The organism is Kitasatospora sp. NPDC053308 (genome assembly GCF_055585785.1).
Genome location: NZ_JBVJJY010000004.1, coordinates 347,855 through 369,393 on the forward strand (window position 1 = coordinate 347,855; position 21,539 = coordinate 369,393).

The following is a 21,539-nucleotide window of genomic DNA, read 5'->3' on the forward strand; positions in this document are numbered from 1 at the left end:
CCCTCCTTCCGTCCACCTCCCCCTCCACCTCTGCAGACACGTACCGACCGAACGACCCTTGGAGATGGTCGACCATGGCAATCGCATCCGAGACCCCAGTCCTGGACACCCTCACGGCCATGACCGTCGATTCGATCGAACGCTGTGGTCTGGCCCCCGATACGCTCATCCTCACCCGGATCGCGGCGCTCGCGGCCATGGACGCACCGGCTCTCTCGTACCTCGCGCACTTCGAGTCGGCGATGAGTGAGCACCTGACGGCGCAACAGCTGCAGGACGTGCTGGTCGCCATCGCACCGATCGTCGGCACCGCACGAGTGATGTCCGCCGCGACCCACCTCACGGAGGCGCTCGGTGTCGCCATCGCCGTGGCCGAGGTCGACAGGGCCGAGAGCCGAGCCGCGATGTAGCACGGGCGAGCCGGGGCCGCTCCTGCCGCCTCACCGACCGCACCGGACCACACGGTTGCCGACCGCATGGTGATGGGCCCCACCCTCACCGCCTCCGGTCGCCTCCGCGGTGGTCCGGCATCGCCCGTCGTAGCGGACGCCGCCGTCACCGAAGGCCGTCGTGACCGCTCACGTGCCGATGCCGCCGCCACCATGCCGCGACTCGGGTCTTCGCGTTGAAGGCGGTCATCACAGCGTGCTCCGCGACCGAGCCGTGGCTGGGCAGCAGCCCGAGCTGGCGAGCCCACTGCGCACCGTCGAAGGCGATGCGGTCGTGGCGGATCCGACCCCCGTCGATCTCCAGGAAGTCGATGCCCCGGATGTCGAAGTCGCGTCCGTTCGGCTCGAACCCCTGGAAAGGCTCGCCGTCGAACGTACCGCGGATCCGCCACTCCAGGGCCGCGTGTCGCTCGTCTCCCGTGACCGCCTCCGCGGAGAACGACAGGTCCGGCATGGCCCCTCGGAGTTCCTCGAAGAATCCGCGGACCGCGACTCGGCCGCGTTTCTCCCCGAAGGGAAGCACCTCGAAGACGGCGTCCTCGTGGACCAGTTCGCTGTACCGGTCGAGATCGCCCGCTCCGAGTGCCCCGGCTGCGCCGCGAGCGACATCCACGGGGGAGAGTGGTGAGGTGGGCGTGCTCATGCGTCCTCCTGGCAGCGACGGGCAGCGGTCCGCCCCGGTGGACCAGGGTGTCTCCTCCAGCCTCCCGCGGCCCCCACGACCATGCCATTCGGGAGCGCGGTCCGTTGCAGCGCCCGACCGCGGCGGTGTCGACGGCGGCGGTGTCAACGGCGGCGCTCGCGCTGACCGCACCGGACGGGCGGCCACCCCTGGGCGAGTTCGCCAGACCGGGGCACCGCCGCCGTGCCCTTGGCTCACCGCCGCCGCGCACGACCACCGCGGTGCGGCGCCGGGAGTGACCAGCGGCGCGAACAGGGAGAGTCACGCCCCGTCCACACCGCTCGCGCTCTGATGCCCTGTTCTTTCCGCCCTGCCACTCGCCGCTAACGCTCCGATAAGATGACCACAGGTGTGCCGGGAAGCCTGGTCGGCGCGGGGGATGACTGCACGGCGATCAGCGGCGGTGACCCGGTTCTTGCGATGGGGTCCTCCGAGCTTCCCCTTGAGGAGCTTCCCCTCGAGCTGGGGGTAGACCGAGAGGAGGCGCGATCGCCACTGCCTCGCCTTCGAGCCGGCCGACGGTCTGGCCGTCTTCACCACCCGCGTCACGCTGACCGCCCTCGACACCGCGGACCCCGACACGCCGTCCGCCCGAAACCTCCTCGCGCACCTGACCAGCCGAACGGGTGAATCAGGCGACGGCTACGCGCTGCGCGACCTCCTCACCCACGAGGGCGTCCGACGCCGTCTCGACCCGCCCCGGAGGGCCGCACTCGAACGGGCTCTCGCCGCCTGCGCACTGGGCTCCACGACGCTGCCGGGCGCCCTGCGCGGCCCGCTGGAGGACGCCCTCGACCACGCCCGAGAGGTGCTCGAAAAGTCCCCGTTCGACCCGGGCTCGCCCGGAGGGAATCCGCTTGAGCGCCGCATTCGAACAGCACCATCATCAGTCACCGCCGCTCCCGCGAGCCCGTCCAACTCCGGCTTATGAGTGCGTACTTGCCGCGCTCATCGCCGACGTCAGGCTTCGCGCGCTCGAACACCAGCCACCCCAGGAGGTCTTCGTGGACAACCCCGCCGGCCCGACCACCGGCACCACGCCTTCCCGCCGGCCGACCGCGCCGGCCCGCGACGCCGAGGAGCCCGCCCAGTGATCGACTTCGACGTCCTCACCGACCTCGCCACGCGCGAAGGCATCGAACGGATCGGCGTCGGCGTCGTGGTCCGGGACGCCTCAGGACGGATCCTGATGATCCGCAGGTCCCCGCACGACGTCCTGCCGGGCCTGTGGGAGTACCCCGGCGGCGCCCGGGAGGAGCGCGAGACGGTGCCCGACGGCGCGGCCCGCGAGCTGGCCGAAGGGACCGGACTCACCGGCCTGCCGCTGGAGTACGCGCGGCATCTCGACTTCACCGACCAGCGCGGGCAGCGCGTGCGCCAGTTCGTCTTCACCACCACCGTGCCCGACGGCACCGGGATCGCCCTCTCACCGGACCACGACGACCACCGGTGGGCGGACCCGAGTGCCCTGCCGCCGACCGGCGACGGTCAGCGCACGGTGATCGAGTGGCTCAACCGGCGCCTGGGCATCCCGGGCTGGCGGCCCGTCGGCGGCTACCTCACCACCATCGCCCGACCCAGCTCCTACGGCTGCCTCCTCGTCACCGACCCGCAGGGCCGCGTCCTCGGAATGCGCTCGACCATCAACCCGGACGTGTGGAACTTCCCCGGCGGCAACGTCGAGCACGGCGAGACGCCCTTCACCACCGCCCTGCGGGAGGCCGAGGAGGAGCTGGGACTCGACCTCGCCGCCGAGAACCCCGACGTGCTTGCCCGGCGTCGCCTGGTCGCCGTCATCCACGAACAGGCCGGCACCGAGTACCCCGTGCCGGTCTGCGGCTACGTCTTCGACGGCGGCACCCTCACGCCCGAGCAGCAGACCCGGATCCGCCTCGACCCCTCCGAGCACACCGAGTGGCGGTTCGAGACCGCCCACGACTGGGGATCGCTCATGGAGCCGGACCGCTACCGGCGGCTCCTGCAGATCCTGCGCGCCCACCGCTGCGGCACGGCGCTCTACTTCGAACGACCCGCCCCGGTCGACGACTTCGAAGGCATCATGCTCTTCGTCACCGACCCGGCCGGGCGGGTGCTGATGCACCAGCGCGACGACAAGCCCGGCATCGCCTGGCCCGGTCACTGGACGCCGATCGGCGGATGGCGCGAGGCGGACGAGACGCCCGAGCAGACCGCGGCCCGGGAGGTCCGCGAGGAGGCCGGGATCACGGTCACCGGAATCCGGCCGGTGCCGGGCCCGCAGCACGACCTCGTACACCCGCTCACCCGCGTCGTACACACGGTCTGGGACGGTGACGAGAGCGAGCTGCGCCTCGGGGACGAGGGCCTGGCCGTACGCATGGTCCCGCTCGACGAGGTGCTCGACCTGAAGGTCCCGCCCTACCTGCGGCACTACCTGCCGATGCTGGCCGAGGCGGCCGGCCTGCCGTCCGGGGGGCCGGCGTGAATCCGGTCGACGGCACCGGGCCCTCCGCCACCAGGGCGGAGCCGCCGACCCTGGTCGTCGGCGTGCACCTCGTCCTGCTCGACGGCGGCACCGTGCTGCTCGGCCGGCGCCGCAACACCGCTTACGCGGACGGGCTGTGGCACCTGCCGGCCGGGCACATGGAGCCCGGCGAGACGGTCACCCGGTCGATGGTCCGCGAGGCCGAGGAGGAACTCGGCATCCTCATCGCCGAGGACGACCTCGCGCTCGTCCACACCCTGCACCACCTCGACGCCGACGACGGCCGCAGCCGCCTCCAGCTGTTCTTCCGCCCCGCCCGCCACGAGGGCCGGGTCCGCAATGCCGAACCGCACAAGTGCGGAGCGCTGCGCTACTGGCCGCTCGACCGGCTCCCGGCCGACACCGTGCCCTACACCGCCCACGCGCTCGCCGAGATCGCTCGCGGCGGCACCCTGTCCACCGTCGGCTGGCCGGCGTGAACGCCCGGACCGTCCCGGACGACGTGGACCGGCTGCTGCGCGAGACCGCAGGACCCTACGAGTTGCTGGGTGTCCGCTCCCACGACCGCGCCGGACACCCGAGTGTCTGGGAGGTGGTCGACGCGGGCGGGCGCGGTCTCTTCGCCAAGCGCCACAAGAACGCGCTGATGCACGAGCGGGAGACCGCCGCCTACCGCCTGCTCGCCCCGGCCCTCGGCGAGGGCGGGGCGCCGTCGCTGCCGGCCGCCGACGCCGCCTCGCTGCTCGTGGTCACCACCGCCCTGCCCGGCACCCCGGCCATCAGCACCAGCCTCACCCCCGCCGAGGAGCAGGAGGTGTACCGGCAGGCCGGGCAGCTCCTGGCCGCGATCCACGCACAGCCGACGGCCGGCGCCCCCGTCGGCGAGTACCTGCCCTGGGCCCGGGAACGCGCAAGGGCCCTGGCGCGCGCCCGCGACGCCCGCCTGCCGGCCGGGGACATCGCGGTCCTGGCCGAGGCCACCCGCACCGAACCCCCACCCACCGCACTCGCCTACTGCCACGGCGACTTCGGCCCGCGGAACTGGCTCGTGCGCCGCGACGGCGACCGGTTGACACTCGGCGTCATCGACTTCGAACGCAGCCAGGTCGAGGCCCCGGCCCGGCGCGACCTGATGCGCGTCACCCTTCAGCTCACACCGCACCGGCCCGACCTGCGTGCAGCGTTCACCGCCGGGTACGGGCGCGACCTCACCCCGCAGGAACGGGCCGCGTGCCGAGCGTGGGCGGCGATCGACTGCCCCGCCGCCCTGCGCTGGGCCCTGGACCACCACCGGGACGAGGAGGTCATCGGCTACGCCCGCACCGTCCTCGACCTGCTCCGTGACGCGAACCACGTTGCGTGAAAACCCCTTCTCTCCCTACCGGTTGGAGCACCCATGCAATCCCTGCGCCAGGCCGTCTGCGTCATCGTCCACGACGAGGAGGCGGGCAAGGTCGCCTGCGTCCACTACGCCAACGACACCTGGTCCACGGTCCCCGCCTGGACCATCCCGGGCGGCAAGGCCGAGGAGGGCGAACGCCTCGACGAGGCCGCCGCCCGCGAACTGCGCGAGGAGGCGGGCCTGGTCGTCGACCCCGCTCAGCTGCGGCTGGTCCACACCATCCAGGTCAGGGCCGGGTGGGACGGCCAGGGCCCGTTCCTGCTCTCGGTGTTCGCCGCGACGTCCTGGCAGGGCGAGCTGACGAACACCGAGCCGGACAAGCACCTCGCCGTCCGGTGGATGGACGCCTCCGCGCTGCCCACCCCGATGTTCCCCACCTCCCACGCCGCCCTCACCGCCTACCTCGCCGGCGACGGGCGGGGCTTCTCCACCTACGGCTGGGGCGCCACCGAGGACCTGCGCGCCCTGGTCGGGGCCTGAGATGCCCGGCCGCCACCGCCGACCGCCCACGGGCGACCAGGCGTCCCTGCCAGCGGACGCCGACCTGCGGCTGCTCGCCATCACCCAGGGCCGCACCGTCACCGACGAGGGCGTCGCCACGCTCCCCGGCGGGCGGCACCCGTACGCCTACCGCACGCTCTACCGGCCCGACGGCAGCGTGGAGCGGCTGCTGGAGCGCCTGGCTCCCGGACCACGGCAACCGCCCGGCCTCTCTTCCGCCGGCTGACCCGCCCGCTACGCCCCCCGACCGAGAGGAGCGGCCGTGTCCGCCGCCGCCCACTGGAGCGACCACTACCAGCGGGGCAAGGGCTTCCGGCCCGTCGCCGAGAAGGAGGTCGCGCTGCTCGCCGAGCACCTCGGCCCGGGCACCGGCCATCGGGCCCTCGACCTGGGTTGCGGCACCGGCGAGTACGCCGCCGCCCTCCATACCCTGGGCTTCACCACCACAGGCGTCGACTTCTCCCAGGCCGCCATCCCCACCGCCCAGAAGCGGCACCCGGACCGTGACGGCCTCGACTTCCGGCTCCTCGACACCGACCGCGGCGGCCTGGCCCTGCTCCCGCCCGGCACCTTCGACCTCGTCACCTGCCGGTTGTTCCTCCCGTTCGTCGACCTCGTGCCGACCCGTCGCCTGCGCGCGCCGCCTCCTCGCCCCCGGCGGCCGACTCCTCGTCACCACCCCGATCGCCGAACGCCAGCGCGCCGGTCGGGAGGCGCGGACACGGCCGCGCCGTCACCACAGCCCTCGTCGAAGCCCTCCAGGACCGCGGCTGCGGATCGGTCGAGCTGCGCGCCACCGCCGCCGGCGCACGCCTCTACCGCTCCCTCGGCTTCGAACCCCTCGACGGCTTCATGACGCTGCGCCCCGGCCCCGGCGGGCGGGCGCGATGACCGCCTTCCTCCCACCCGAGCAGTTCGTCGGCCCGGCGTCGCCCCGGCGGTCAGGCGGCCGGGGCGCGGCGGACGATCAGCATGTCCTGGGTGTGGCCGATGGCGTAGCCGCCGTCGGAGCGGGTGAAGTGGTCCTGCACGTACGCGGTCAGCTCGGCGCGGGCGGGGCGGGGGTCGAGGGTGGCCAGGTCGGCGACGTTGACCATGAACTCGGCGACGTCCACGGCCTCGGCGAGGTGGGGCGTGCGGTAGTGCAGGTCGAGCGATTCGAGGGCGACGTCGTCCGCGGGGTGCCGGTCGCGCAGGCGGTCGGCGAGCGGGCCGAGGTCGTAGCGGACACCGGTGAAGTGGGCGGCCATCCGCATGCAGGGGCTCTGCGGGTTCTGCAGGACGACCAGGAGGGTGCCGCCGGGGGCCGTCCAGTCCAGGGCGCGGCTGACGGTGGCGAACCAGTCCTGCTCGGGCACGTAGTAGAGCACGTGCGAGAGGTGGACGAGGTCGGCGGGCTCGGGCGGCCGGGCCTCGTCGAGCCGGTCCGGGAGGACGAGCGCCTCGGGGCAGGTGACGCGGAGCTTCTCGCGCATCGCCGCGCTGGGCTCGACGGCCACGGTGCGCTCGAAGTGCCGGGCCAGGTAGGCGGTGGTGCGGCCGTCACCGGCGCCGAGGTCGAGCAGGACCCGGCGGTGCGGCAGGGCCGCGACGAGTTCGCCCAGCCGGGCGTGGGTGACGGGTTTCTCATCCGTCCCGGCCAGGAACAGCTCGAACGCCCGGCGGTAATCGGCGCCGGCCACGTCCAGCACGCGGACCGGGTCCGCGTCCCTCGTCCTGGTCTCCACCGTGCGGCCTCCCTCTCGTTCCCTGACGACCTTCTCCGACGCCCCCCGGCCAGTGCACCCCGGCGTACTGCCGTCCGGGTGCAGGGACGTTCCTGCCCGCGTGTCGCGCGGGCCGGTCGCCGGCGGCATCGCCGCACGCCACGGCCGGTCGGCGGCGCTGCGCGCCCCCCTCGCCCCGGCCGCTCGCCGCCCCGCATAATCGGTGGCCCCGGCCGAACGGCGGCTCCTACAGTGTCCGGCGGATCACCACCGTTCACAGGAGCCCGGACATGCGTGTGCACTACCCCCGGACCCCGCATCTGCCCTGGTCCCCCGGGGCGTCCGCGGACGACGTCCGGACCGGGGACCTCACCGCACTGACCGGCGCGGAGGTCGTCGTCACCGAGAAGCTCGACGGCGAGAACACCACCCTCTACTCCGACGGCCTGCACGCCCGCTCCCTGGACTCGGCCCACCACCCCTCCCGCGCCTGGGTGAAGGGCCTGCAGGGCCGGATCGGCGCACGGATCCCGGACGGCTGGCGGATCTGCGGCGAGAACCTGTTCGCCCGGCACTCGATCCCCTACGACGACCTGGAGAGCTGGTTCTACGGCTTCTCGGTCTGGACGGACCGCGACCACTGCCTGGACTGGGACGACACCGTCCGCTTCCTGCGCCGCCTCGGCGTCCCGGCGCCCCGGGTGCTGTGGCGCGGCCGCTACGACGAACGGGCCCTGCGCGCACTCAGGTTGGACCTGGAGCGACAGGAGGGCTACGTCGTACGGACCGTCCGGGGCTTCGCCCGGGCGGAGTTCGGCGAGCGGGTCGCCAAGTGGGTCCGCCCGCACCACGTGCGCACCGACACCCACTGGATGCACGCCGCGGTGGTGGAGAACGGGCTCGGCCAGGGCGCCGCGCTGTGGTCCGTACGGTCCGGCGCGCTGCCCGACGTCCCCTCCCTGGCCACCGCCCTGGGAATGCCCGAAATCTCCTGCTCATCAGAGGAGTTGGCGGAGGTGTCGACGCGACTGGACGAGCTCGGCCGCGGCGGGGACGCCCGGCTGGCCGGCGTGCTGGCCACCGCGCTGCGCGGCGAGCGCCGGCCGTCGCTGGCCCCACGGCTGGCCAGGCCGCTCGGCCTGCCGCTGGCCCGCCGGGTCGCCGACCTGGTCGGGCTGCACCCCGGGCTGCACCAGCCGTACCCGGACGAGGAGCGCCGCGCCGGGCTGGTCCGGCTCTCCTGCGCCGCCGACCTCGGGGTGCTGCACGCCGTCGCCGCGGCCGCCGCCCCCGGGCAGCCGGCGCGCGAGCAGGTCGCCTGGTCCGCGCTGCACGCCGAGGACGCCGGGCTGCTCGACGTCTCCCCGCAGGCGCCGCTCGCCCGGCTGCGCACCGGCCTGCGCGAGGCGCTCGCCGGCCTCGACCGGGACGCCGCCGACCGCTGCTGGGCGCAGGCGCGCGAGGCGTACGCGCTCGGCCGGGTCTCCACCGCCGAGGAGGCGGTCGCGGCCGCCTGGCGCTGGCGGGACGGCCGCTTCCCCCGGCTGGTCCACCTGTGCGGCCCCTCCGGCAGCGGCAAGAGCAGCTTCGCCGCCGGGCTCACCGGCGTCACCGCCCGGATCAGCCTGGACGACCTGCGCGCCGCCCGGGGCTCCCGGGCCGACCAGCGCGACAACGCCGAGGTGCTGCGCGAGGGCCTGGCCCGACTGGACGCCGCCCTCGCCGCCCCCGCCTGCCCGGGGCCGGCCTCCGCCGGCGAGCGCGGCGGGAGCACGACGGTCTGGGACGCCACCTCCCTCAACCGCCAACAGCGCTCCCACGTCCACGCCGTCGCGCAGCGCCGGGACGCCCTGATCACCCACGTGGTGCTGGTGGTCGACGAGGACGAACTGCTGCGCCGCAACGCCGTACGCCCACACCCGGTGCCGGCCGAGGTGCTCACCGCGCAGCTGTACCGCTTCAGCCCGCCCTACCCCGGCCAGGCGCACCGCACCTGGTACGTCGGCGCCGGTGGCACCGTGGAGGACACGGCGGGCACGCTCGACGCCGAGGAGGACTGATGCGTCCCATCGAACAGATCTGCCAGCGCATCCGCTGGGACGCCCGCTTCGACCCGGCCCGGTTCACCCTGGGCGTGCGCCAGCGCGACGACCGCACCAAGCGGGTCCCGCTGGAGGCCTTCGCCGCCTCCGGCGACATCCCGTGGCACCGGGTGCACTGGGTGGAGGCCGACGGCGTCGTGGTCTGGGACCGCGCCTCCGGCACCGACGTGCTCGACACCACCGGGGCCGGCCGCCGCACCGAACCGCGCCGACTGCCCTCGCCGTTCTTCACCGCGACGACGCCGTACCGCTGGCAGCGCGGCGCCAGCCCCGGCCGTGGACGCGACCGTGAACGCGAACGCGAAGGGGATCGGCACCGGAACCGGGACCGGGAGCGCGAACCCGAGCGCGAACCGCAGTCGGACGGCGGCTGGCGGGCCGCGACGCCGGAGACCGCCCGGAGCGCGGTCCGCACCAGCCTGCGCGTGGTCACCTGGAACACCCTGTGGGACCGCTACGACGCCCCCCGGATCGCCACCGCCCGCCGCCGCCCGCTGCTCCTCGCCGCGCTGGAGGCCGCCGACGCCGACGTCATCGCCCTGCAGGAGGTCGAGCCCGCCCTGGTCACGCTGCTGCTGGCCGCGCCCTGGGTCCGCGCCGGGTACACCCTCGACGCCGACCCGCTCGGGCGCGAGGTCGACGAGCACGGCCTGCTGCTGCTCAGCCGGCTGCCCGTGCTGGAAGCGGGCCGGCACGCGCTCGGCCCGCACAAGGCCGTCACCGCGATCACCGTGGGGACCGGCAGCGAGCCGCTCACTGTGGCCTGCGTCCACCTCAGCAGCGACCACTCACCCGACGGGCAGGCCCGCCGCGAAGCCGAACTCGCCCGACTGGCCGAGGGATTGTCCGGCATCGAGGGCGAACTACTGCTGCTCGGCGACTTCAACGACGCCCGCTCCGGCCCCGACGGCCCCGCCGCCGCGCTCGGCCTGCGCGACGCCTGGACGCAGCTGCACGGCCCCGCCGACCACACCCCCACCTTCGACCCCACCGCCAACCCGCTCGCCGCCGTCTCCTCGCTGACCGGCCGCCCGGGCCGACTCGACCGCGTCCTGCACCGCGCCGACACCACCCGCGTCACCGCCGCCGCCCTGCTCGGCGACCGCCCCAGCCCCGACGGACTGCACCCCTCCGACCACTACGGCGTGGCCGTGGACCTCACCCTCGACGGCACGAGCCCGACGGCGGGCCCGGCCACCGGCGACGCGCCCGACGTCCTCGACGCCGCGCCCACCGCCCGCACCGCCGTCGCCTGGCTGCCGCCCGAGGAGCTGTGGCCGCCGATCCAGCAGCTGCGCGCCGCGCACGACCCGCAGCTGCGCCGCTGGCCCCCGCACGTCAACCTGCTGTTCGGCTTCGTCCCGGAGGCCGAGTTCGACCGCGCCCTGCCGCTGCTCGGCGCGGCCGCCGCCGAAGTCGCCCCGTTCACGGCACGGTTGGACGGCGTGCACACCTTCGGCCACCGCGAGGACGCCACCGTCTGGCTGGACCCGGCCGCCGCCTCCGCCGAGCCGTGGGCGGCGCTGCGCCACGCGCTGGAACGCCGCTTCCCGCGCTGCCGCGGCCGGGCCGAGGGCTTCACCCCGCACCTCACCCTCGGGCGCAGCGACGATCCGCAGCGGGTGGCCGCCGAGTGCGCGGCCCGGCTCGGTGGAACCACGGCCCGGGTCGGCGAGCTGGTGGTGCTCTCCCGCCGCGGCACCGAACCGATGCGGCCGCGCGCGGTGATCTCGCTGGGCACGGGCGAGGTCCGCCCGGTGCCCGAGGAACCGGCCGCCTCGCCCCGGCCCGAGCCGGCCCAACGCACCGCTCTGGCACGCCACGTGGCCGACCGCATCGCCGCGGCGCTTCCGGAGGCCGCCGTCCACGTCGTCGGCTCCCGACGGCTGGGCTGCCAGTTGGACGGCGCCGACCTGGACCTGGTAGCGGCCCTGCCCGGCCCGGCCGACCTGCCGGGCACCCGCAGCCGGATCGCCGCCGCCCTCCCCGACGCCCGACACCTGCGCGAGGTGCGCGGCGCCCGCGTCCCCGGGCTGCGCATGGAGGCGGACGGACTCTCCGTCGACCTCGTGGTCGTCTTCACCGGCTCCCTCGACCCGGCCCAGGCCGTCGCCCGCCGCGCCGAGTCGGGCGAGGCGGAGGCCGTCGCGCTGAGCGCCGTCACCGACGCCGAGGCGATCCTGACGGCGCTCGGCGACCGCCACGACCGCTTCGTCCGCCTGGCCCGCCAGGTCAAGGCCTGGGCCCGCGCCCGCGGCCTGGACTCGGCCCCCTTCGGGCAACTCCCCTCCCTCGCCTGGTCGGTGCTCGCCGCACGCACCGTCCTGGACGACGACGGCACGACCGGCGACGACCTGTTCCCGCGCTTCGCCGAAACCTGGGCGGGCCGAGACTGGAGCCAACCGGTCTCCCTCACCGGGGATCCGATGGGCGGTCGGTCACCGATCACCGTCCTCACCCCCTCCTCCCCCGTGCGCAGTTGCACCACCCAGGTCAGCGCCGACACCCTCGACCTGCTCACCGAAGAGCTCTACCGCGCCTGGGAACTCACCGCCGAACTCGACGACCCCTGGCCCGCCCTGCTCGCCGCACCCCCGCTCCACCGCCGCCACGCCGCCTGGGCCGTGGTCACCACCGGCGACGCGTCCCTCGGCCTGGTCCGGGGCCGCCTCCGCGGCCTCCTCACCGCCCTGGAGGAAGCCGGCGCCACCCACCTCCACGCCTGGCCCCACCCCTACCGCACCCCGGACGGCCTCCGCCACTACCCCATCGGCCTCGGCCCCACACCTCTGACCGCCCACCAGCTCACCCCCATCGCCACCACCTGGTCCCGCCACCTCCCGGGCGTCCACATCCACCACGTCGAAGGCGGCGCCGTCCCCACCCTCACCCGCTGACCCCCTGACGGCCGGGCCTCGCGCGTTCGGGGCCCGTGCCGTTCGGGGCCCGTGTCCGCGACCTCGGGGTCCCCCTCAGCAGACGCCGCCCGTTTCAGCCGCCGACGCCCACATCGGCGAAGGACGCCGGATCCAGGCCGAGCGGGCCTCCGAAGGGGGAGTTCAAGGCGTAGATGAGGACGAGCATGAAGGCGATGAGGCAGGTGAAGCCCAAGGCCAGCACCAGATGGGTGCCGGTCCGCTCGACCCCGAAGAGGAACATCAGGCCCAGGGTGAGCGCACCACCGGCGAGCAGGCCGAACCACATCACGCCCGACATGCCCCGGCCCCCGGCCGCCTCACGACCGTGGCGGGCCTGGTAGGCGACGGAGATCTGCCCGACCGCCAGTTGGCCCACCAGCTGCTGCGCGTTGGTGGTGGGCTCGAAGGACGTCCATGCCGTCTGCACGTCGTGCAGGAGGGTCCAGCCCCGCGCGCCCAGCGGCTTGTCCTGCGCCATCAGCGGCCATTCCTCGGTCCGGACGTACGTGGCGTAGGTGTCCGCCGCCTGATGGACCTGCCGAGCGACGGTCGGCGGCAGCCCGTCGGCGAGCAGATACGTCTGGTGCAGTGCCCCCGCCTCGGCGCTGATGTTGGAGTAGGCGTCGTCCTTGGCCTCCCACACCCAGACCAGCGCGACGCCCAGCACCAGGGCGTACAGGACGCCGACCATCATCGTCAGGTACTCGGCGGTGTCGTCGCGCGCTTCCGCGGTCGGCTCCGACCGCCTGGCCCTGCGGGCGTTGAGCAGGACGCCGCCCCCGGCGATGACGACGAATCCGGCGACGATGGCGAGCAGTCCGATCACGTGTCCCACGGGCCCCTCGCGCTTCGGTCGGTCGGGCGGCGCCTACGGCGACGCCACGCGATGGCCGCGGCGGCGATCGCGGGAACGAACAGGAACAGGAAGAACAGGACGACGGCGCTACGCGGCAGCGGAGCGATGCCGTGGTCGAAGGGGCCGGAACGCAGGAGGGGCGACGGCTGCCCCTGCCCTCCCCCGGCATGCGCGCCGGGCGAGGCGGACGGCCTCGGCGAGGCGGTACCGGACGCGCTCGGCGAGGGGGTACCGGACGCCTTCGGCGAAGCGCTCGGTGAAGCGCTCGGCGAACTCTTCGCCGGGTTCCGCCCGTTCCCGCCGACCGCGGTACCGGAGGAGCCCGCTCCGGGCACGCTCGCCGCACCGGCCGGTCCCCCCGCGGCGGGCGCTCCCATGGCGGGAACCCCGACGGATGGCGCACCAGGCGCCAGGCCACCGGCACCCGTGCCCGGAGCACCGGCTGCGGGCGCCCCGGCGGCAGCGACGCCGGCAGCGGCACCACCTCCGGCCCCCGGAGCACCAGCCGCAGGTCCGCCGGCCGCCGGCGCGCCGCCACCGCCCTGGCCACCGGCGCCAACCACACCACCGGCACCCGCAGCCCCCGATCCCGAAGCGCCAGCCGCAGGTGCTCCGGCAGCAGGGACACCAGCACCCGCTCCCGGAGCACCGGCTACGGAAGCGCCGCCGGCTCCGACACCACCGACGGCCGCACCCCCACCTGCAGGAGCACCAGGTACCCTCGCGCCGGGGGCCGGTCCCCCGGGCGCAGGGGCGCCGGGGCCGGCAACGCCAGGCCCAGGAGCCCCGGGCGCAGCACCGGGCTCGGCAACGCCAGACCCCGGCAGCGCAGGCCCAGGAACACCAGGGACCGGAACACCGGGCGCAGCAGCCCCCGGCCCAGGAACGCCAGGCCCAGGAACCCCCGCACCAGGAGCACCAGGCACAGGAACCCCCGACCCAGGAACGCCGGTCCCGGGAGCACCAGGACCTCCAGGCACACCAGGACCTCCAGGCGCGCCAGAACCTCCAGGCGCGCCAGGCGCCGGAACACCGGCCCCGGGAACACCGACTCCGCACGCAGGTGGTCCAGACGTTGCCGAGGTGGCCGGTCCTTCCGTCCCCGGCCCGTCGGAGAGCCCGGCGACCGGGCCGGCCGAAGGCGGACTCACGGCCGAGCCGGCCAGCACCAGGCCGGCGGCAGCCGCAGAGAGGGACAGTTTCCAGCCAGGCATATGATCTAGTTACGGTCAGAAAGGCAGCCTGCGCCCTTCCGACACGCCTTCCCTCCGGCATTGAGCCGCGCCGATTACACCGACAGGGGTAAACGGCGGCGAGACCGCCGTGAGGCCTACGCCCGCGCCTCCCCCTCGCCGGCGCCGCCGGTCCCGCCCGTGGAGCTGCCGTCAGCACTCGCGGCTGGGCGCTCGCCGTCAGCCTGGTTCAGGCGCGTTGACGGCGACGAGTTCGACCTCGAAGCCGTCCGTGTTCTCCAGGTACGCGGCGTAGCTCTGGTCGCCGCCGGCGTGCGGGTGGCGGTCGGGGAACATCAGGCTCCAGCCGTGCCGGGGCGCTTCGGCGACCAACGCGTCCACGGTGTGGTGGTCCTCGAGGTGGAACGCCAGATGGTTCAGCCCGGGCCGGCACCGGTCATGCCGGTCGGCGGTGAGGGCGGGGGACTGCTCGACGACCAGGTAGGTCGCTGCGAGACGCCGGCTGCGGCCGTTGCTCCAGCTCTGGAAGAGCGTGTAGCCCAGGGCCTCCAGGAGCCAGCCGAAGGAGACCACGGCCCGCTCCAGGTCGGGCACCCGGATCTCGACGTGGTGCAGCATTCCGCCGATCGGCCGGGTCATCCTGCCACCGCCGGGGCCGGTTCGACCGGCGGGACGGCTTCCGGCGCCGCAGCCGGCGTCAGGCGGGCGTCCTCCCGAGGGATGTCGTCCAGCGGCGATGCCCCGCCGGCGGTGGTGCCGCTGCCTACGGTGAGCACGGACGTACCTTCCCGGCCGACGCACCCGCGTCGGCCTTGCTCGGTGGCCATCGATCGATCACCGGGACGCTGCGTCACCCCGAGCCGTTCCCCGACTCCCCGGCATCGCTCTTGTCCGCGACAAGCGGAGTTGGCTCATTGGCCGCCCTGAGCACCAGGCTCCGCACCGACGGGACAGCTGCCCTGCCGAGTCACAAATACCTTACACAGCAAAGAGGTTGATGTGGCCACCGGGCGAGCCCTGCGGCCCCCGGGCAGGCCCGGCCCCACACGCGGCCGGGACTGCGGCGTGAGGTCTGAAATGTTTATTGCGCAAATTTCCCTTCGGATCTACGGTGGGCCCATGCCGCAGAAGCCCGCGCCCGACCGGATCACCGACCTGTCCCGCCTGAAGGCGTTCACCAACCCGCTGCGGATGCAGCTCTACCGGCTGCTGTACGCGGCGGGCAGTGCCACGGCCTCGCAGCTCGCCGAACAGGTCGGCGAGGCGCCGTCGTTGGTCAGCTACCACCTGCGCAAGCTCGCCGAGCACGACTTCGTGGTCGAGGCGAGCGGCCGGAGCAGGGACGGGCGGGAGCGGTGGTGGCAGGTCGCCTCGGAGGAGGGGTGGGGCTTCCGGGAGTCCGACCTCGCGGGCACTCCCGAAGGGGCGGCCGCGGTGGGTGCGGTCACCCGCGGGATGGTCGACTCCCGTGCCGCCCAGTACCGCGCCTACCTGGACCAGACCGCCGCCTGGGGCCCGGAGTGGACCGACGCGGCCTTCAGCGCCGAGTGGCTGCTCGACCTCAACCCCGCCGAACTCGCCGAGCTCGGTGAGGAGTTGCAGCAACTGTCGCGGCGCTGGCGGGAGCGCGGCAAGGCCGCCAGGGCCGCCGGGGACACCGAGAACCGCGAGCACGTGTCCGTCCACCTGTACGGATTCCCGTTCCGGCCCTGAGGGCGCCGTCCGCGGCAACGCCTGAGCGTGCCACCTGAAAGCGCCACCTGAGAGCGCCACCCGAGAGCGCCACCTGAAAGCGTCGTCCGAGGGCGCCGTCCAAGAGCAGCGGCTGAGCACCGGACCCCGCTCAGCCCCCGTGCCGGCCCACCACAGCGAACCGGAGCACCCCCATGACCGTCCCGGACACCCTCCTCCCCCCGCCCGGCGCCACCGCGCCGCCCGCGCACCGCGACGGGAACGTGCTGCGCTGGCTCGGCGCCTCCACCGCCTCGCTGGTGGGCGACAGTGTCTACTTCGTCGCGCTCGGCTGGTCGGCCCAGCAGGCAGCCGGCCCGGCCGAGGTCGGCCTGGTCATGGCCGCCGGGGCGCTCCCGCGTGCGGCGCTGATGCTGGGCGGCGGCGTGCTGGCGGACCGACTGGACCCCCGACGGGTGATCCTCGGGAGCGACGCCGTGCGCTGCGCGCTCATCCTCGCGGTGGCGGCCGGCATGGCGCTGACCGCGCCCGCCCTGTGGCTGCTGGTCGCGGTGGCGCTGGTCTTCGGTGCCGTGGACGCGCTGTTCGTCCCCGCCGTCGGCGCCCTGCCGCCCCGGATCATCAGCCCGGACCAGCTCGCCCGGGTCACCGGCATGCGTGCGCTGTCGATGCGGTTCGGCCAGATCGCGGGTCCGCCGGTCGGCGGCCTGGCGATGGGCCTGGGCGGCCCGGCCGCCGCGTTCGGCGTCGCCGGGCTGCTGTTCGCGCTCTCCCTGCCGCTCCTGCTGACGCTGCGGGTACGGCCCGGCGGACCGGTCGAGGCGCCGTCGGACGCCACGTCACCCCAGGGCGGCGGCAGCGCACGCGAGGAGCTGCTCGACGGCCTGCGCTACCTCCGCCGCCACCGCCTGATCGGACCGCTGGTCGCCATCGGAGCCGTCTGCGAGCTCGGCCTGTCCGGCACCCTCAACGTCGGCATGGTCCTCCTCAACGCCGAACGCGGCTGGGGACCGTCCGGCTACGGCTGGATCGTCAGCTGCTTCGGCATCGGGGCCACGGCCGGCGCCGCGCTGCTCACGGTCCTCGGCCGGCTGCCTCGGGCGGGCCTGACCACGGCGGGCACCCTGCTCGTGGCGAGCGCGGGCGCGGCGGCGATGGGCCTGGTCCCGGGCCTGTGGACGGCCGCTGTGCTGGCCGCCCTGGTCGGACTGGCCGCCGGCACGTCCGGCAGCCTGACCCACGCGCTCATCCAGACGGCAACGGATCCCGGCTACATCGGCCGGGTCACCTCCGTGGTGATGCTCGCCATGCTCGGCCTCGCTCCGCTCAGCTATCCGGCGGTCGGCGCCGCCATCGGCGCCTGGGGAGCGGCCCCGGTCTTCCTCGGCTGCGGCGCGCTCTCCGGTCTGGGCGCGGCCGCCGCCCTGGCCTCCACCACCGTCCGGCGCGCCGAACTTCCCCGGCGGCAGGCTGCGACCGCCGCTGCCGCCGCCGCCACGGCCACGAAAGCCTGATGACCGGCCAGGGCGAGCGCGCCAAGGTCCCGGGGGCATGGGGGACAGACTGACGGACGGGCCGGCCGACACGCCGACGGCCGGACCGACGGACGGCCTGGACACGATCGACTGGGCCGCGCTGCGGCACAACTACGGGTCGGCGGCTGCGACAGCGCCGGGGAGTCGACCCTGCCGGCACTCCTGGCGCGCGGGGAGACGGAGGAGGATCCCGCCACCCGTCTCGACCTGGTGATCGCCCTCGGTCGCGCAGCCCACGGGCAGCCGGTCTCGACCTCCCGGCCGCATGAGTCCTCCCAACTCTCCGCACGCGCAATGGACTTGGTGCACAGCCTGCTCGACCAGCCCCGTCCGCCGACGGCGCGCCGGCAGTCCGCGCCGGTCCTGGTTCCGGGCGGCGGCACGACGATGCGCGGGGGGACGACCGCTGCGGGCTCTGTGGTCACCGCGTGACGGTCCCGGAGTCCGCGGCGGTCGTCGGTCGCGTTTCCGCTCGGGGCGGCGGGGAGGGGAGGCGGGCTCCGTCCAGGACGGCAGTGCCCTGAGGTGGCTGGACGGGCGGGGTCGCGGGATCGGGGGCGGGGAGCAGCCAGGTGGGCTGGGCGAGGTGGTGGCGCAGGACGTCGAGCCGGGCGAGGTGGGCGTCGAGGGCCGCACTGGTGGCGCTCGTGGTGGCGGTCATGCGTGCTTCGAGGTCGTGGATCCGGTCCAGGAGGTCCTGCCAGCGCCTTTCGGCGGCGGCCACCGGGTCAGGCGCGGCGTCGGTCGCTGTCATCGCGGAGCCGGGTGGTGTGGTGGGTGAGGGCGTCGAGACGGGCGGCGAGATCGTCCTGGCCGGCGCCCAGGTGGGGGCGGATGGCCACCAGGGGCGCTATGAGGTCGGCCGGGTCGGTGGTGCCGAGGGCGGCGGTCAGGGCGGCCTGGGCGGGGCGGGCGCCGGGGTCGAGTGCGGTCACGGTGATCTGGGCGGCGAGGACGCGTAGCTCGGCGGCGTTGTCCCGGGCCCAGGCGGTGATCGTCCGGTCGGCGGCGCGGCGGTCGCGGACGGCCTTCACGCGTTCGGCGCCGGTTGCGGCCCGCTTCGCGCCGCCGGCCGCGGGCTTGAGGCGCAGGTAGCGGTTCTCGGCGGCCTGGCGACTGGCGACGCCCATCGGGCGGGCCAGCTCGGCCCAGGTGGCGCCGGCCGCGCGGGCGGTCTCCACCAGGCCGGCTTCCCAGCCGGCGAGTTCGGCGCGCAGCTCGCGCAGCAGCACCAGGGCGGCCAACGCCTGCTCGGGGCCTTCCTGCGCCTCGGGGGCGCTCGGGGGCTGGGACGCGGGGTTGCGGGCGGCGCGGACGGCGTCGTCGATGGCGGACAGCGCCGCTGCGGCCGCCAGGAACGACGCGGGCTCGACCGGCTCGACCGGTCGGGAAGGGTCGGCGGCGGCTCTGCGGGACTTCTCACTCATGCAGTCACTCTATAGGCGACACCACGACTTGTCATCGGATGGATGACACGCTAGAAAGGTGTCAGGTGAAAGCGCACTGGCACCCGTTCGATCAATGGAGGTGTTTCGCGATGCTGCTGCGCACTGACCCGTTCCGCGACCTGGACCGTCTGACCCAGCAGTTCCTGGGCAACACCGGCACCTGGTCGCGTCCGGCACCGATGCCGCTGGACGCCTACCGGACCGGCGACGAGTACGTCATCTGCTTCGACCTGCCCGGCGTGGACCCGGACGCGATCGACATCGACGTCGAGCGGAACATGGTGACCGTCAAGGCCGAGCGCCGGCCCCGCCAGGAGGGCGAGGGCGTGAAGTGGGAGCTGTCCGAGCGTCCGCTCGGCGTGTTCTCCCGCCAGGTCATGCTCTCCGACACCCTCGACCCCACCGGGATCACCGCCGACTACGACGCCGGCGTGCTGACCCTGAAGATCCCGGTCGCCGAGAAGGCCAAGCCCCGCAAGGTCGCGATCACCCGCCGCGGCGACCGCAAGGAGATCCAGGCCTGACCGGCCCCCCGATGCCGTTCCGCGCCTCCCCTGATCTCTCCCCCTCGACTCGAAGGGGCGGCGCGGAACACCCCGACCGCGCGGGCCCGGGCGCCCTCGTCCGGGCCCGCCCCGGGCCTACCGCCGCGACGGGCGTCCGGTCCTGCGCGTGGCCGGCTGCCCCCGCGTCGTGCGGCCCGCGCCGTCCGGCTCTAGGAACCCGCCTGTCCGCTCCGGCGCGCGGCCGCCAAGCCCTGCCCCACCCCGCCAAGCCTCGCCCCGCCCCGCCCTGCCAAGCCCTGCCCTGCCCTGCCCTGCCCTGCCCGGCACGAGTCGCACCGGACGCGCCAGACGCGCCGGTCGAGACGGAGGGAGATCCGCGGTGACCCTTCGATGGGAGGCGTTCCTGGAGGAGGTCCAGGAACGCGGTGAGTACGACACCCCGCAGGAGGCCGAACGGGTCGCCCGGGTCGTCCTGGCCCTGCTCGGCGCCCACCTGGTCGGCGACGTGCGCGCGGAACTGGCCAGCCGCCTGCCGGAGACCATGGCCCTGATCCTGCTCAACCCCTTGCAGGCCGCCGAGCCGCTCAGCCAGGAACGCTTCGTGCGCGCGACCGCGGCCTGGATCGAGGGCGCCACCGAGGCCACCGCCCTGTGGGACATCGGAGCCGTGCTGTCCACGGTGGCCGACACCGCCGGCGACGACCTCACCCAGCGCGTCCTGCTGCAGCTGCCGCCCGGCTACGACCTCCTCTTCGGCCGCCCGAGCGCGGGCGAACGACCCTGATCACCCCCTCGCACCGCCGCCGACCCGTCGGCGGCCAGTCCCTGGAAGGCCTCACGGTCATGACCCGCTACCGCCACCTCCTCCGGCAGGTCCGCAACCTCGGCCGCTACACCACCGACGACGAAGCCGAACGGGTCCTCGACGCCGTTCTGGCCCTCCTCGGCTCCCAGCTCACCGGCGACGAACGCTGCGACCTCGCCGCCGTCCTGCCCGGACGGGCCCGTACCGTCTTCGCCGCCCAGATCCCCCTCCCCCGTCCCGTCACCGCCCCGGCCTTCGTCGAGAGCCTCGCCCACACGCTGGGCACCAGCCTCACCGCCGCCCGCTGGGACGCCTCCTCCGTCCTGGCCGCCCTCACCACCCTCACCGACGACAACGACCTCACCGACCGCCTCCTCGCCGGACTGCCCCGCGGCTACGCCCTGCTGTTCGGCCGCGCGGACCTGGCCGCCGCCGCCTGACGCAGCGGGCCGACCCGCCCGTGCGGGAGCATCCACGTCGCGCCTTCGTGTCGGCGACGACGGCCTCCCGGCCGAGGCCACCGACCCGGGGCCGGCACGCGAACAGCCACATTCCCCCGCCGGAAGCGAGCCCTCATGTCCCCTCGGAACGACACACCCTCCGAGAACGCGGGTGCCTCCGTGCCGCTGCTGCGGATCACCACCACGACCATCAGCGGCACCGCCCAGGTCGTCCACCTCCACGGCGAGAGCGACCACGACCAGCGTGGGCTGCTGGAGAGCGCGCTCGAACGCGCCGTGGCAGCGTGCCCGCCCCGGCTGGTCGTCGACCTCGCGGGCCTCACCTTCTGCGACTCCGCCTTCCTCAACGCGCTCCTCAAGGCCCGGCTCGTCTCCCAGGCCGCCGGCATTCCCCTGGTACTGGCCGCGCCCACGCCCCGGACCCGCCGACTGCTGGAGCTCACCGGCACCGACGAGGTGCTCACCGTCCACGACAGCGTCCGCGCCGCCCTGGCAGGCACCGAACCGTACTCCTGATGAGAGGAGACGACCGATGGACAGACCCCGGCGCTACGCGGTCACCCTGCCTGTGCCGCCCGGCCGGCACGGGCCGCCCCAGGTCGTCGTCGTGCATCCCACCGGCGCCTATACCGCTGCCGGGGCACCGGTGTACGCGGATGAGGCGGGCGCGTTCCGGGTGGCGATCGAAGGAGAGACGGCCCGGCCGCTCACCGCACTGCCGGGGCCCGTCCGGCACCCCTGCCTTCACGCCGTGCGACTGGCCTGACCAGGGCGGCCCCGCCTGCGGTCGTCGAGGCGCTGCGGTCGTGGAGGCACTGT

Annotated in this window: 23 protein-coding genes; 16 read left to right on the forward strand and 7 right to left on the reverse strand. The window is 74.7% G+C overall.

The window, feature by feature from the left end:
* The first annotated feature begins 74 nt into the window (after positions 1-74).
* Positions 75-410 (forward strand): carboxymuconolactone decarboxylase, encoded by a 336-nt coding sequence (locus tag ACZ6Y7_RS12155; RefSeq protein WP_465757791.1) that lies wholly within the window; start codon positions 75-77, stop codon positions 408-410.
* 145 nt (positions 411-555) lie between these two features.
* On the opposite strand, the gene ACZ6Y7_RS12160 is transcribed toward ACZ6Y7_RS12155, so the two are convergent.
* Positions 556-1,092: an ester cyclase gene (locus ACZ6Y7_RS12160; protein ID WP_465757792.1), complete on the reverse strand. Its 537-nt coding sequence runs from the start codon at positions 1,090-1,092 to the stop codon at positions 556-558.
* 1,129 nt (positions 1,093-2,221) lie between these two features.
* Between ACZ6Y7_RS12160 and ACZ6Y7_RS12165 the strand changes: the two genes are divergently transcribed.
* From ACZ6Y7_RS12165 to ACZ6Y7_RS12190, 6 genes are read left to right on the forward strand one after another with little or no spacing between them, the layout of a single operon-like run.
* Positions 2,222-3,595, forward strand: coding sequence for an NUDIX hydrolase (locus ACZ6Y7_RS12165; RefSeq protein ID WP_465757793.1), 1,374 nt, complete (start codon positions 2,222-2,224; stop codon positions 3,593-3,595).
* Positions 3,592-4,074, forward strand: a complete 483-nt coding sequence (locus ACZ6Y7_RS12170; protein WP_465757794.1) for an NUDIX hydrolase — start codon at positions 3,592-3,594, stop codon at positions 4,072-4,074. The genes ACZ6Y7_RS12165 and ACZ6Y7_RS12170 overlap by 4 nt, the downstream gene beginning before the upstream one ends.
* Positions 4,071-4,958, forward strand: coding sequence for a phosphotransferase family protein (locus tag ACZ6Y7_RS12175; RefSeq protein WP_465757795.1), 888 nt, complete (start codon positions 4,071-4,073; stop codon positions 4,956-4,958). The genes ACZ6Y7_RS12170 and ACZ6Y7_RS12175 overlap by 4 nt, the downstream gene beginning before the upstream one ends.
* 33 nt (positions 4,959-4,991) lie before the next feature.
* Positions 4,992-5,477 carry an NUDIX domain-containing protein gene (locus ACZ6Y7_RS12180; protein WP_465757796.1) on the forward strand — a complete coding sequence of 162 codons (486 nt, stop codon included), beginning with the start codon at positions 4,992-4,994 and terminating at the stop codon, positions 5,475-5,477.
* 1 nt (position 5,478) lies between these two features.
* Positions 5,479-5,724, forward strand: a complete 246-nt coding sequence (locus ACZ6Y7_RS12185; protein ID WP_465757797.1) for a hypothetical protein — start codon at positions 5,479-5,481, stop codon at positions 5,722-5,724.
* 36 nt (positions 5,725-5,760) lie between these two features.
* Positions 5,761-6,354, forward strand: coding sequence for a class I SAM-dependent methyltransferase (locus tag ACZ6Y7_RS12190; protein WP_465757798.1), 594 nt, complete (start codon positions 5,761-5,763; stop codon positions 6,352-6,354).
* 85 nt (positions 6,355-6,439) lie between these two features.
* Here ACZ6Y7_RS12190 and ACZ6Y7_RS12195 read toward each other — a convergent pair whose 3' ends face one another.
* Entirely contained in the window at positions 6,440-7,225 is a 786-nt protein-coding gene (locus ACZ6Y7_RS12195) for a class I SAM-dependent methyltransferase (protein ID WP_465757799.1), read from the reverse strand.
* Positions 7,226-7,494: 269 nt separating this feature from the next.
* Here ACZ6Y7_RS12195 and ACZ6Y7_RS12200 point away from each other — a divergent pair, with 269 nt between their 5' ends.
* Both ACZ6Y7_RS12200 and ACZ6Y7_RS12205 read left to right on the forward strand, forming a co-directional pair.
* The gene (locus ACZ6Y7_RS12200; RefSeq protein ID WP_465757800.1) at positions 7,495-9,264 is read left to right on the forward strand and encodes an RNA ligase family protein; all 1,770 of its coding nucleotides are present in this window, start codon (positions 7,495-7,497) and stop codon (positions 9,262-9,264) included.
* Positions 9,264-12,203, forward strand: a complete 2,940-nt coding sequence (locus ACZ6Y7_RS12205) for an RNA repair domain-containing protein (protein WP_465757801.1) — start codon at positions 9,264-9,266, stop codon at positions 12,201-12,203. The genes ACZ6Y7_RS12200 and ACZ6Y7_RS12205 overlap by 1 nt, the downstream gene beginning before the upstream one ends.
* 94 nt (positions 12,204-12,297) lie before the next feature.
* Here the strand turns inward: ACZ6Y7_RS12205 and ACZ6Y7_RS12210 are convergent, their stop codons facing one another.
* The 3 genes from ACZ6Y7_RS12210 to ACZ6Y7_RS12220 all read right to left on the reverse strand — a co-directional run bounded on the left by ACZ6Y7_RS12210 (position 12,298) and on the right by ACZ6Y7_RS12220 (position 14,912).
* Positions 12,298-13,059 carry a bestrophin-like domain gene (locus ACZ6Y7_RS12210; RefSeq protein ID WP_465757802.1) on the reverse strand — a complete coding sequence of 254 codons (762 nt, stop codon included), beginning with the start codon at positions 13,057-13,059 and terminating at the stop codon, positions 12,298-12,300.
* A 673-nt stretch (positions 13,060-13,732) separates the two neighbouring features.
* On the reverse strand, positions 13,733-14,113 hold the full coding sequence (locus ACZ6Y7_RS12215; RefSeq protein ID WP_465757803.1) for a hypothetical protein: 381 nt from the start codon (positions 14,111-14,113) through the stop codon (positions 13,733-13,735).
* 379 nt (positions 14,114-14,492) lie between these two features.
* The gene (locus tag ACZ6Y7_RS12220) at positions 14,493-14,912 is read right to left on the reverse strand and encodes a VOC family protein (RefSeq protein WP_465757804.1); all 420 of its coding nucleotides are present in this window, start codon (positions 14,910-14,912) and stop codon (positions 14,493-14,495) included.
* 480 nt (positions 14,913-15,392) lie between these two features.
* Between ACZ6Y7_RS12220 and ACZ6Y7_RS12225 the strand changes: the two genes are divergently transcribed.
* Together ACZ6Y7_RS12225 and ACZ6Y7_RS12230 are read left to right on the forward strand one after the other, a co-directional pair.
* Positions 15,393-15,986 carry an ArsR/SmtB family transcription factor gene (locus ACZ6Y7_RS12225; RefSeq protein ID WP_465757805.1) on the forward strand — a complete coding sequence of 198 codons (594 nt, stop codon included), beginning with the start codon at positions 15,393-15,395 and terminating at the stop codon, positions 15,984-15,986.
* Positions 15,987-16,159: 173 nt separating this feature from the next.
* Positions 16,160-17,479, forward strand: a complete 1,320-nt coding sequence (locus tag ACZ6Y7_RS12230; RefSeq protein WP_465757806.1) for an MFS transporter — start codon at positions 16,160-16,162, stop codon at positions 17,477-17,479.
* A 442-nt stretch (positions 17,480-17,921) separates the two neighbouring features.
* On the opposite strand, the gene ACZ6Y7_RS12235 is transcribed toward ACZ6Y7_RS12230, so the two are convergent.
* Positions 17,922-18,254, reverse strand: a complete 333-nt coding sequence (locus tag ACZ6Y7_RS12235) for a hypothetical protein (RefSeq protein ID WP_465757807.1) — start codon at positions 18,252-18,254, stop codon at positions 17,922-17,924.
* Complete coding sequence (locus tag ACZ6Y7_RS12240; RefSeq protein ID WP_465757808.1) at positions 18,229-18,927, reverse strand: hypothetical protein; 699 nt, start codon at positions 18,925-18,927, stop codon at positions 18,229-18,231. Before ACZ6Y7_RS12240 ends, ACZ6Y7_RS12235 begins: the two co-directional genes overlap by 26 nt.
* A 110-nt stretch (positions 18,928-19,037) precedes the next feature.
* On the opposite strand from ACZ6Y7_RS12240, the gene ACZ6Y7_RS12245 reads away from it, so the two are divergent.
* From ACZ6Y7_RS12245 to ACZ6Y7_RS12265, 5 genes are all read left to right on the forward strand, one after another.
* Positions 19,038-19,472, forward strand: coding sequence for an Hsp20/alpha crystallin family protein (locus ACZ6Y7_RS12245; protein ID WP_465757809.1), 435 nt, complete (start codon positions 19,038-19,040; stop codon positions 19,470-19,472).
* Positions 19,473-19,833: 361 nt separating this feature from the next.
* Positions 19,834-20,238, forward strand: coding sequence for a DUF2267 domain-containing protein (locus ACZ6Y7_RS12250; RefSeq protein ID WP_465757810.1), 405 nt, complete (start codon positions 19,834-19,836; stop codon positions 20,236-20,238).
* A 59-nt stretch (positions 20,239-20,297) separates the two neighbouring features.
* On the forward strand, positions 20,298-20,699 hold the full coding sequence (locus ACZ6Y7_RS12255) for a DUF2267 domain-containing protein (RefSeq protein ID WP_465757811.1): 402 nt from the start codon (positions 20,298-20,300) through the stop codon (positions 20,697-20,699).
* A 135-nt stretch (positions 20,700-20,834) separates the two neighbouring features.
* Positions 20,835-21,236 (forward strand): STAS domain-containing protein, encoded by a 402-nt coding sequence (locus ACZ6Y7_RS12260; protein WP_465757812.1) that lies wholly within the window; start codon positions 20,835-20,837, stop codon positions 21,234-21,236.
* Between the two features lie 16 nt (positions 21,237-21,252).
* Positions 21,253-21,486: a DUF6296 family protein gene (locus tag ACZ6Y7_RS12265; RefSeq protein WP_465757813.1), complete on the forward strand. Its 234-nt coding sequence runs from the start codon at positions 21,253-21,255 to the stop codon at positions 21,484-21,486.
* Positions 21,487-21,539 lie beyond the last annotated feature (53 nt).

Coding starts and splice junctions, on each gene's coding strand:
- ACZ6Y7_RS12155 (WP_465757791.1), top strand. CDS start 75: ATGGCAATCGCATCCGAGACCCCAGTCCTGGACACCCTCACGGCCATG.
- ACZ6Y7_RS12160 (WP_465757792.1), bottom strand. CDS start 1,092: ATGAGCACGCCCACCTCACCACTCTCCCCCGTGGATGTCGCTCGCGGC.
- ACZ6Y7_RS12180 (WP_465757796.1), top strand. CDS start 4,992: ATGCAATCCCTGCGCCAGGCCGTCTGCGTCATCGTCCACGACGAGGAG.
- ACZ6Y7_RS12185 (WP_465757797.1), top strand. CDS start 5,479: ATGCCCGGCCGCCACCGCCGACCGCCCACGGGCGACCAGGCGTCCCTG.
- ACZ6Y7_RS12200 (WP_465757800.1), top strand. CDS start 7,495: ATGCGTGTGCACTACCCCCGGACCCCGCATCTGCCCTGGTCCCCCGGG.
- ACZ6Y7_RS12205 (WP_465757801.1), top strand. CDS start 9,264: ATGCGTCCCATCGAACAGATCTGCCAGCGCATCCGCTGGGACGCCCGC.
- ACZ6Y7_RS12220 (WP_465757804.1), bottom strand. CDS start 14,912: ATGACCCGGCCGATCGGCGGAATGCTGCACCACGTCGAGATCCGGGTG.
- ACZ6Y7_RS12225 (WP_465757805.1), top strand. CDS start 15,393: ATGCCGCAGAAGCCCGCGCCCGACCGGATCACCGACCTGTCCCGCCTG.
- ACZ6Y7_RS12230 (WP_465757806.1), top strand. CDS start 16,160: ATGACCGTCCCGGACACCCTCCTCCCCCCGCCCGGCGCCACCGCGCCG.
- ACZ6Y7_RS12235 (WP_465757807.1), bottom strand. CDS start 18,254: ATGACAGCGACCGACGCCGCGCCTGACCCGGTGGCCGCCGCCGAAAGG.
- ACZ6Y7_RS12240 (WP_465757808.1), bottom strand. CDS start 18,927: ATGAGTGAGAAGTCCCGCAGAGCCGCCGCCGACCCTTCCCGACCGGTC.
- ACZ6Y7_RS12245 (WP_465757809.1), top strand. CDS start 19,038: ATGCTGCTGCGCACTGACCCGTTCCGCGACCTGGACCGTCTGACCCAG.
- ACZ6Y7_RS12255 (WP_465757811.1), top strand. CDS start 20,298: ATGACCCGCTACCGCCACCTCCTCCGGCAGGTCCGCAACCTCGGCCGC.
- ACZ6Y7_RS12260 (WP_465757812.1), top strand. CDS start 20,835: ATGTCCCCTCGGAACGACACACCCTCCGAGAACGCGGGTGCCTCCGTG.
- ACZ6Y7_RS12265 (WP_465757813.1), top strand. CDS start 21,253: ATGGACAGACCCCGGCGCTACGCGGTCACCCTGCCTGTGCCGCCCGGC.